The following is a 9,105-nucleotide window of genomic DNA, read 5'->3' on the forward strand; positions in this document are numbered from 1 at the left end:
CCCGACCCCTCCCGGCCGTCCGACTCCTCCCGGCCGTTCAGCACGCGCCGACAAAAGCAGCTGCCGCGGAGCCACCCGAAGGGCAGGCCGAGGAGCCGCCGAAGCCGCTCAAGGGAGCCGCAGTCATGTGTCGCTTCCTCGCTTCGTGTCGTATGCCGTCCGTGACCTCGCGCCTGCCGCCCTCGGGCAGGCGGCCGCCGTCAGACCGATGCCGTAACGGTTCGCCGCCGGTCAGCCGTACCTCGGTGATGCCGAGTCGTGTCGCGGCGACCCGGACGAGCCTGACGACCTCGTCCTCGGTGAGCAGCTCGGGCCGGGGCAGCCAGTCGAGGCCCTCGGCGGGCATGCAGTACGTGCAGCGCAGATTGCGGCGGTCGGTGAGCGACACCCGGAGGTCCGTGTGGACCCGGCCGAAGCGGTCCGTCAGCGGGGACGGGGCGGTCCTGTCGAGGAGCGGTCGGGACACGGGGCTGCCTTCTTCCTCTGCCCGGGGGCAGTCGCGCATTTCTCACCCGCCGACCACTTTCGAGGGATACCTGGATGAAGTCAAAGAGGGTTTCTCCATTACGTGATCGGTGGCGCCGATCAAACCGAATCCAACCCATCTGACCTGCGGCATCGCATCAATAGGCGGCGCTTGTCAGCTCATCGAATTCCCCTCTTTGACTTCCTGCCGAGAACAAGCGGATATTCAGCGCACGAGCCCCTGAACGCGGGGCCACGAAACAAGGGCCCCAGAAGAAGACGAGGCGCACCCGTCATGAGCAGCCACATCGAGGACGATCCGAGCGACGACCTGAAGGTCACCCCGCCGAAGACCTGGGCGACGGGTCTGCCCGCGGTGACGCACGCGCTGGAGTACTCCCTGAGCCAGACGTCCCCGCGACGGACCGCGCTGACGCTGCTGAACATCAACCAGCCCGAGGGCATCGACTGCCCCGGCTGCGCCTGGCCCGAGCCCGCGCCGGGCAAGCGGCACATGAACGAGTACTGCGAGAACGGCGCCAAGCACATCAACGACGAGGCGACCTCGCGCCGCGTCACCCGGGAGTTCTTCCGCGAGCACTCGATCGCCGAGCTCGACGGCATGTCCGACTACTGGCTGAACCAGCAGGGGCGGCTGACCGAGCCGATGGTGAAGCGCCCCGGCGGGACGCACTACGAGCCGATCGGCTGGGACGAGGCGCTCGGGCTGCTCGCCGACGAGCTGCGGGGCCTGGACTCCCCCGACGAGGCCCTCTTCTACGTGTCGGGCCGGCTGAACAACGAGGCCGCCTTCCTGCTCCAGCTCTTCGCCCGCGCGTACGGCACGAACAACCTCCCCGACTGCTCCAACATGTGTCACGAGTCCAGCGGATCCGCCATGTCGGAGACGCTCGGCATCGGCAAGGGCAGTGTCTCGCTCGACGACGTCCACCACGCCGACCTGATCTTCGTCGTGGGGCAGAACCCGGGCACCAACCACCCCAGGATGCTGTCGGCGCTCGAGGAGACCAAGCGCAACGGCGGCCGGGTCGTGGCGGTCAACACGCTGCCCGAGGCCGGTCTGATGCGCTTCAAGCACCCGCAGAAGGCCCGCGGGATCGTCGGCCGCGGCACACCGATCGCCGACCAGTTCCTGCACATCCGTGCCGGCGGCGACCTCGCCCTGTTCCAGGCCCTGAACCGGCTGCTCCTGGAGGCCGAGGACGGCGCGCCCGGGACCGTACTGGACCACGAGTTCATCCGTACGTACACGACCGGCTTCGAGGAGTTCGCCGAGCACGCGCGCAAGACCGCCTGGGAGGACGTCCTGGCCGCGACGGGGCTGTCCCGTGAGGAGATCCAGGAGGTGTTCGACCGGGTCCTGAGCAGCGAGCGGATCATCGTGTGCTGGGCGATGGGGCTGACCCAGCACAAGCACGGGGTGCCGACCATCCGTGAGGTGGTGAACTTCCTCCTCGCCCGGGGCAACATCGGCAGGCCCGGCGCGGGCGTGTGCCCGGTGCGCGGCCACAGCAACGTCCAGGGCGACCGCACCATGGGGGTGTGGGAGCGGATGCCGCAGGAGTTCCTCGACGCCCTGGGGGCCGAGTTCGGCTTCACCCCGCCGGCCCACCACGGTCTGGACGCGGTGAACAGCATCCGCGCCATGGACGAGGGCCGCGCCAAGGTCTTCCTGGGCGTCGCGGGCAACTTCGTCCGGGCCACGCCCGACAGCGAGGTCACCGAGGCCGCGATGCGGAAGTGCCGGCTCACCGCGCACGTCTCCACCAAGCTCAACCGCTCCCACACGGTCTGCGGCGACACCGCCCTCATCCTGCCCACGCTCGGCCGCAGCGACCGGGACGTGCAGGCGACCGGCGAGCAGTTCGTCACCGTGGAGGACTCGATGAGCGACGTCCACGCCTCCCGGGGGAAGCTGCCGCCGGCCTCCCCGCACCTGCTCAGCGAGGTAGCGATCATCGCCCGGCTGGCCCGCCGGACGCTGGGCGACGAGCCGGCCGTCCCCTGGGAGCTGTTCGAGGCGGACTACGGCACGGTCCGCGACCGGATCTCCCGCGTGGTCCCCGGCTTCGAGGACTTCAACGCCCGGGTGGCCGTGCCCGGCGGCTTCACGCTGCCCAACCCGGTGAACCGGGGGGTCTTCCCGACCCCGAGCGGCAAGGCCGTCTTCACCCGCAACGACTTCACGATGCCGCACATACCCGAGGGCCATCTGCTGCTGCAGACCCTGCGCTCGCACGACCAGTGGAACACCGTCTGGTACGCGCCGAACGACCGCTACCGGGGGATCCACGACGCCCGCCGGGTCGTCCTCGTGAACCCCGCCGACCTGACGGACCTCGGACTCGCCGACCGTGACACCGTGGACCTGGTGAGTGTCTGGCACGACGGCCGGGAGCGCCGTGCGGCGGGCTTCCGGGTCGTGGCGTACCCGGCGAGCCGCGGCTCGGCGGCGGCGTACTACCCGGAGACCAATGTCCTGGTGCCGCTGGACAGCGTCGCCGACATCAGCAACTGCCCGACCTCGAAGGGAGTCGTCGTCCGCCTCGAACGGTCGCCCGGGGCGATGCCGGCACCGGCCCCGTGACAGAGTCGTGGACAGCCCCCGAGCAGGCACGACCGGTAGACAGCCCCCGACCGGGCACGACCGGACGACCGGACGACCGGGCCACAGATCGAGCACCGTCGGAGCGGTGCTCCGAGGAGAGGAACGAACCATGGGACGAGTGACCGTACGGCGGCGCGTCCTGCGCGTGCGCGAGGGGGACTCCTCCTACCGCCCGGACACCCTGGCCGCCGAGGAGCCGATGGAGATCAGGGTCGGCGGGCGCCCGCTGACGGTGACCATGCGGACCCCGGGCGACGACTTCGACCTCGCGGTCGGCTTCCTGGTGAGCGAGGGCGTGGTGCACTCCGCCGAGGACGTGGCCGGCATCCGCTACTGCGCGGGGGCCACGGCGGACGGCGGCAACACGTACAACGTGGTCGACGTCGGTCTGGTGCCCGGCGTGGCCGCCCCCGACGCGTCCCTCGAACGAAACTTCTACACGACCTCCTCGTGCGGTCTGTGCGGCAAGGCCAGTCTGGACGCGGTCCGCACGACGGCCGCCTGGTCGGTCGCCGAGGACCCGCTGCGGATCGGGACGGACGTCCTCGCGGCTCTGCCGGACCGGCTGCGGGCGGCCCAGCGGGTCTTCGACACCACGGGCGGGTTGCACGCCGCCGGGCTCTTCACCGCCGAGGGCGAGCTGCTGTGCCTGCGGGAGGACGTCGGCCGGCACAACGCCGTCGACAAGGTCGTCGGCCACGCGCTGCGCGAGGGACTCCTGCCGCTGCGCGAGTCGGTCCTGATGGTGAGCGGCCGTGCCTCGTTCGAGCTGGTGCAGAAGGCGGTGATGGCCGGGATCCCGCTGCTCGCGGCGGTCTCGGCGCCGTCCTCGCTCGCGGTGGACCTCGCGGCGGAGAGCGGGCTGACCCTGGTCGGTTTCCTGCGCGGGTCGTCGATGAACGTGTACACGGGCGACGAGCGGCTGAGTTCCTTGCCCGTGGCCTGACGCGTCCGTGCCGGGAGCCGACGGGCCACGGTGGGGCGATTGGTGTTCCGCCGACCCGTCGGGTACACCCATGGGGTGCTGTTCCGTCAACTCGAGTACCTGGTGGCCCTCTCCCGCGAGCGCCATTTCGCCCGCGCCGCCCAGGCCTGCCACGTCTCCCAGCCCGCGCTCTCGGAGGCGATCCGCAAGCTGGAGGAGGAACTCGACGTCCCGCTGGTGCTGCGCGGCCGCAAGTACGAGGGCCTCACGCCCGAGGGCGAGCGCATCGTGGTGTGGGCGCAGCGGATCCTGGCCGACCGTGACGCCCTCAAGAGCGAGGTCGGTCATCTCCGTACCGGGCTGAGCGGCCGGATGCGGATCGGTTCGGTGCCGACGGCGTCCGGCGCCGTCGCCCTGCTGACCGCGCCGTTCTGTCTGGCGCATCCGCTGGTCACGGTCGAGGTGATAGGGGACCTCCAGTCGGAGGACATGCTCCGGCAGCTGCGGAACTTCGAGATCGACGCCGGGATCACGTACCTCCACGAGGGTATCGGGGAGCAGTTCCGGACGGTGCCGCTGTACGAGGAGCGGTACGTGCTCCTCACCGGCGCCGCCGACACCCCCGTCGACCGGGCGACGGCGGCCTGGGCGGAGGCCGCGCGGCTGCCGCTGTGTCTGCTGACGGAGGCGATGCAGGGGCGCCGGGTCCTGGACGAGCTGTTCGCGGAGGCCGGTGTGCGGCCGTCGCCCCGGGTCGAGACGGACTCGGTGGCCGCGCTCTTCGCCCATGTCAGGACGGGCCGGTGGGCCAGCATCGTGCCGCACACCTGGCTGCATGTGTTCGGCGTGCCGCACGGCATGCGGGCGGTGCCGCTGGTCGAGCCGGCCCGGTCGGTGCCGATGGGCCTGGTGACGATCGCGCGGGAGCCGGGATCGGTGATGGCCCGCGCCCTCCGTGAGATCGCGGGCCACATCGATGTGGCCGCCGCCCTGGAGCGGCTGCCCGTGGACTAGGGGGGTGTCCTGCCGATCCGGTGTGATCGGCAGGACACCACCGGGACCGGGCTAGTCGGCCTGCCGCTCGCTGTCCGGGGGCAGGCCGGCCTCCTCGCGGTCCTCCTCCAGGCGCGCTGCGAGTTCGTCCTCGTCCGGGCGGCGGGGCATGCCCCGGCTGTGCCCGGTGTCGGGGTCGCCCTCGACCTGTTTGTTCGACTTGTGGTGCGGGGCCATGGGTCTCACTCCTTGCCGTCGGTGGCGGCGGCCGTCGCGGAGGCCTCGGGGGTCGTCCCGGCTCCGCCGCCGTCGCCCTTCTGGATCGTGCAGTGGAGGGAGTCGTCGATCACGTCGGCGACGATCGTGTCCCCCGGATCCGCCTCTCCGCCGAGCAGCAGGGAGGCGATGCGGTTGTCGAGCTCCGTCTGGATCGTGCGGCGCAGCGGGCGGGCGCCGAACTCCGGCTGGTAGCCGTGGGCCACGAGCAGCTTCTTCGCCGCCTCGGTGACCTCAAGGGTCATGCCCTGGGCGTGCACCCGGTGCTTGCTGCGGTCCAGGAGGTGGTCGACGATCTCCGACAGGTCCTTCTCGGTGAGGCTGTGGAAGACGATGATGTCGTCGATGCGGTTGAGGAACTCGGGCAGGAACCGGCCCCTCAGATCCTCCATCAGCTCGCCCTTGAGCTCGGCCGCGTCGCCCTCGTGGGCGAGGATCCGGTGCGCGCCGATGTTGGACGTCATGATGACGACGCAGTGCCGGAAGTCGACCGTGCGGCCCTGTCCGTCGGTGAGCCGCCCGTCGTCGAGGATCTGGAGCAGCGTGTTGAAGACGTCGGGGTGCGCCTTCTCCACCTCGTCGAAGAGGACCACGCTGTACGGGTTGCGGCGCACCTTCTCGGTGAGCTGGCCGGCCTCCTCGTAACCGACGTATCCGGGAGGTGCTCCGACGAGCCGGGCGACGGTGTGCTTCTCCTGGAACTCGCTCATGTCGAACCGGATCATGCGGTCGTCCTCGCCGAAGAGCAGTTCGGCGAGGGTCTTGGCGAGTTCGGTCTTGCCGACTCCCGTGGGGCCGAGGAAGAGGAACGAGCCGACGGGGCGGTTCGGGTCGCCCATGCCGGCGCGGTTGCGGCGTACGGCCTCGGAGACCGCGGTGACCGCCTCGTCCTGGCCGACGATCCGGGCGTGCATCTCCTCCTCCAGCTTGAGGAGTTTCTCCTTCTCGCTGGCGGTGAGCTGGGAGACGGGGATGCCGGTGCGGCGCGAGACGATGTCGGCGATGTCGGCGGCGGTGACCGAGACGACGCCCTCGCGGCGCTCCTCGATGCCCGCGATCTCTCCCTCCACATCGGCGATCTGCCGCTTCAGGTCCGAGGCCCTCTCGAACTGCTCGGCGGCCACGGCCTGGTCCTTCTCGCGCTGGAGCTTGGCGAGCCGGTCCTCCCGGCCGACGACCTCGGTGGAGCGGCCGGCGCTGCGCAGTCGTACGCGCGCGCCCGCCTGGTCCATCAGGTCGATCGCCTTGTCGGGCAGGAAGCGGTCACTGATGTACCGGTCGGAGAGCTCCGCCGCCGCGGCGAGGGCGCCGTCGGCGAACCGGACCTGGTGGTGGGCCTCGTACGCGTCCCGCAGTCCTTCGAGGATCTGCACGGTCTCCTCGACGGTCGGCTCCGGGATGAGGACGGGCTGGAAGCGCCGTTCGAGTGCGGCGTCCTTCTCGATGTGCTTGCGGTACTCGTCGATCGTCGTCGCGCCGACGACGTGCAGCTCGCCGCGCGCGAGGGCGGGCTTGAGCATGTTGCCCGCGTCCATCGCGCCCTCGCCCGACGCGCCCGCGCCGACGACCGTGTGGAGTTCGTCGATGAAGAGGATGATGTCGCCGCCGGCCTGCTGGACGTCCTCGATGACCTTCTTGAGGCGCTCCTCGAACTGGCCGCGGTACTGCGCTCCGGCCACCAGACCGGACAGGTCGAGGGAGACGACCCGCTTGTCCTTCAGGGTGTCGGGCACCTCGCCCGCCACGATCCGCTGGGCGAGGCCCTCGACGATGGCGGTCTTGCCGACGCCGGGCTCGCCGATGAGCACGGGGTTGTTCTTGGAGCGCCGCGAGAGGATCTCGATGGTCTGCTCGATCTCCTCGGCGCGGCCGACCACCGGGTCGAGCTTGCCCGCCTTGGCCTCGTCCGTGAGGTCCCTGCCGAACTCGTCCAGGGTGGTGGCCGGCTGCTTCTGCTGCTTTCCGGTGGCAGGGGCACCGCCGTCGGAGCGGGACGCCTGGTCGGTGAGGCCGCGCAGCTTCTTCACGTCGTGGTCGTCCGCGCCGAGGAGCCGGGTCGCCCCTGAGTCGGAGTCGTCGAGGAGCGCCGCGAGGATGTGCTCGGGCCCGATGTACGACACGCCCGCCTTCTGCGAGCGGCCGTAGGCGGCGGCGAGTGTGCGCTTGGCCGCCGGGGTGAGTCCGGGCTCCGACGAGGGTTCGCCGGACTCCCGGGGCAGTACGCGGTCGAGCTGGGCGGCGAGCGCCTCGGGGTCGACGCCGACCTGGGACAGCAGCCTGCGCGAGGGGTCGACCTGGGTAGCCGCCCACAGCAGGTGTTCCGTGTCGAGGTCGGACGTGCCGTCCTCGACGGCCTTCCGGGCGGCCAGGTTGAGGAGTTCGTGCGAGGACTCGGTCAGGAGACGGCCGATCGGTACGCGCTGCACGGCCGGGGGCGACGACCCCGGCGACATTCCGAAGAACCGGTTCAGCATGTCGCTGAACGGATCGGACGAACCGAAGGGTGAACCGAACGCCATCGACATGTGAGCTCCAGAGACGCATGAGGGGTTATTCCCACTCAAACGTGGTGATCTGGCCCCCGCAACCGGAATGAGGGCCTGCGGAATCGACGCGACGGAGCTGGTGCGCGAACGGTCCGGAACGCCCGCCGGGGCCGGTGCGCGAACGGTCCGGTAAGCCCGCCGGAGCTGGTGCGCGAACGGTCCGGAACGCCCGCCGGAGCCGACACGCCCGCCTCCCCGTACGGGGCGCAATCCCCGCCACGACGGCGCGCGCGTCGACGATGACACCATGACGTCCGCGATCCCCCCGCACACCCCCGGCCCGCAGGTCCGCGCCCGGACCCTCGTCCGGAACCCCAAACTGTGGCTCGTACCGACCGTCCTGAGCGCCCTGGTCGCCGTGGGCCTCTCGCTCCTCTACATGGGCGGCATCCTCAACCCGAACGAGAACCTGCACAGGCTGCCCGTCGCCCTGGTCGACGAGGACCGGGGCACCCCGCTGCCCGGACAGCGGGAGACCCTGGGCAAGCAGATCACCGGCGGGATCGTCACCGCCGGTTCCTCGAAGACCAGCGTCGACTGGCGGCGGCTCGACCGCGCGCAGGCCCAGGACGCGCTGGCGTCCGGCGATGTCTTCGGCGCCCTCGTCGTCCCGGAGAACTTCACCGCGTCCGTCGCCGCCCTGACCACGAACCGGGCGACGGTACGGCCGACGATCACCGTGCTGACCAATCCCGGCCTCGGCAGTCTGGGGTCGTCGATCGCGGCCCAGATCAACCAGAACGCGGCCCATCAGGCCTCGCTGACCATCGGCAAGCAGCTCGCCGCCTCCACCGACGTCCCGACGACCCGGCTGCTCCTGGCCGACCCGGTCGCCGTCACCACCCAGGTCGGCCATCCGATCGGCCGGCACAGCGGCCTGGGCCTGACCGCCTTCTACTACACCCTGCTGCTCGTCCTCGGCGGCTTCATCGGCGGCAACCTCGTCCACAGCGGCGTCGACACCGCGCTCGGCTACGCCGACAGCGAGATCGGCCCCTGGCACTCCCGGCACCCGACGGTCCCCATCGACCGCACGCAGACGCTGGTCCTGAAAATGCTGATGACGGCGGGCATCTCGGTCCTCACCACGACGCTCGTCATGGTGGCCACGATCACGGTCCTTGGCATGGACGCCTCGCACCTGCCGATGCTGTGGCTCTTCTCCTACTGCGCGACGGTCGCCGTGGGTCTGGGAGTCCAGGCCATCAACGCCGCGTTCGGCGGCATCGGCCAGCTCGTCTCCATGTTCGTCTTCATCGCCCTCGCCCTCC

Annotated in this window: 6 protein-coding genes and 1 pseudogene; 4 read left to right on the forward strand and 3 right to left on the reverse strand. The window is 70.8% G+C overall.

What is annotated here, in order from left to right; translation table 11 throughout:
• Positions 1-205 precede the first annotated feature (205 nt).
• A pseudogene (locus tag AOK00_RS37685) lies at positions 206-466 on the reverse strand (radical SAM protein); the annotation flags it as partial.
• A 294-nt stretch (positions 467-760) separates the two neighbouring features.
• Between AOK00_RS37685 and AOK00_RS30060 the strand changes: the two are divergent.
• The 3 genes from AOK00_RS30060 (at position 761) to AOK00_RS30070 (ending at position 5,033) form a co-directional block, all read left to right on the forward strand.
• The gene (locus AOK00_RS30060; protein ID WP_055603373.1) at positions 761-3,073 is read left to right on the forward strand and encodes an FdhF/YdeP family oxidoreductase; all 2,313 of its coding nucleotides are present in this window, start codon (positions 761-763) and stop codon (positions 3,071-3,073) included.
• A 130-nt stretch (positions 3,074-3,203) separates the two neighbouring features.
• On the forward strand, positions 3,204-4,040 hold the full coding sequence (gene fdhD, locus AOK00_RS30065; RefSeq protein ID WP_055603374.1) for a formate dehydrogenase accessory sulfurtransferase FdhD: 837 nt from the start codon (positions 3,204-3,206) through the stop codon (positions 4,038-4,040).
• A 75-nt stretch (positions 4,041-4,115) separates the two neighbouring features.
• A complete protein-coding gene (locus AOK00_RS30070) occupies positions 4,116-5,033 on the forward strand; it encodes a LysR family transcriptional regulator (RefSeq protein ID WP_055603375.1) in 918 nt (305 codons plus the stop codon).
• Between the two features lie 51 nt (positions 5,034-5,084).
• On the opposite strand, the gene AOK00_RS39545 is transcribed toward AOK00_RS30070, so the two are convergent.
• Together AOK00_RS39545 and AOK00_RS30075 are read right to left on the reverse strand one after the other, a co-directional pair.
• Positions 5,085-5,249: a hypothetical protein gene (locus AOK00_RS39545; protein WP_173861673.1), complete on the reverse strand. Its 165-nt coding sequence runs from the start codon at positions 5,247-5,249 to the stop codon at positions 5,085-5,087.
• Between the two features lie 5 nt (positions 5,250-5,254).
• Positions 5,255-7,813: an ATP-dependent Clp protease ATP-binding subunit gene (locus tag AOK00_RS30075; RefSeq protein WP_055603376.1), complete on the reverse strand. Its 2,559-nt coding sequence runs from the start codon at positions 7,811-7,813 to the stop codon at positions 5,255-5,257.
• A gap of 268 nt (positions 7,814-8,081) precedes the next feature.
• Here AOK00_RS30075 and AOK00_RS30080 point away from each other — a divergent pair.
• Positions 8,082-9,105 (forward strand): YhgE/Pip domain-containing protein (locus AOK00_RS30080; RefSeq protein ID WP_055603377.1); only part of this gene is annotated, 1,024 nt, incomplete at its 3' end.

The sequence above is a fragment of the Streptomyces aureus genome, from assembly GCF_001418135.1.
In the GTDB taxonomy this organism is placed as follows: domain Bacteria; phylum Actinomycetota; class Actinomycetes; order Streptomycetales; family Streptomycetaceae; genus Streptomyces; species Streptomyces aureus_A.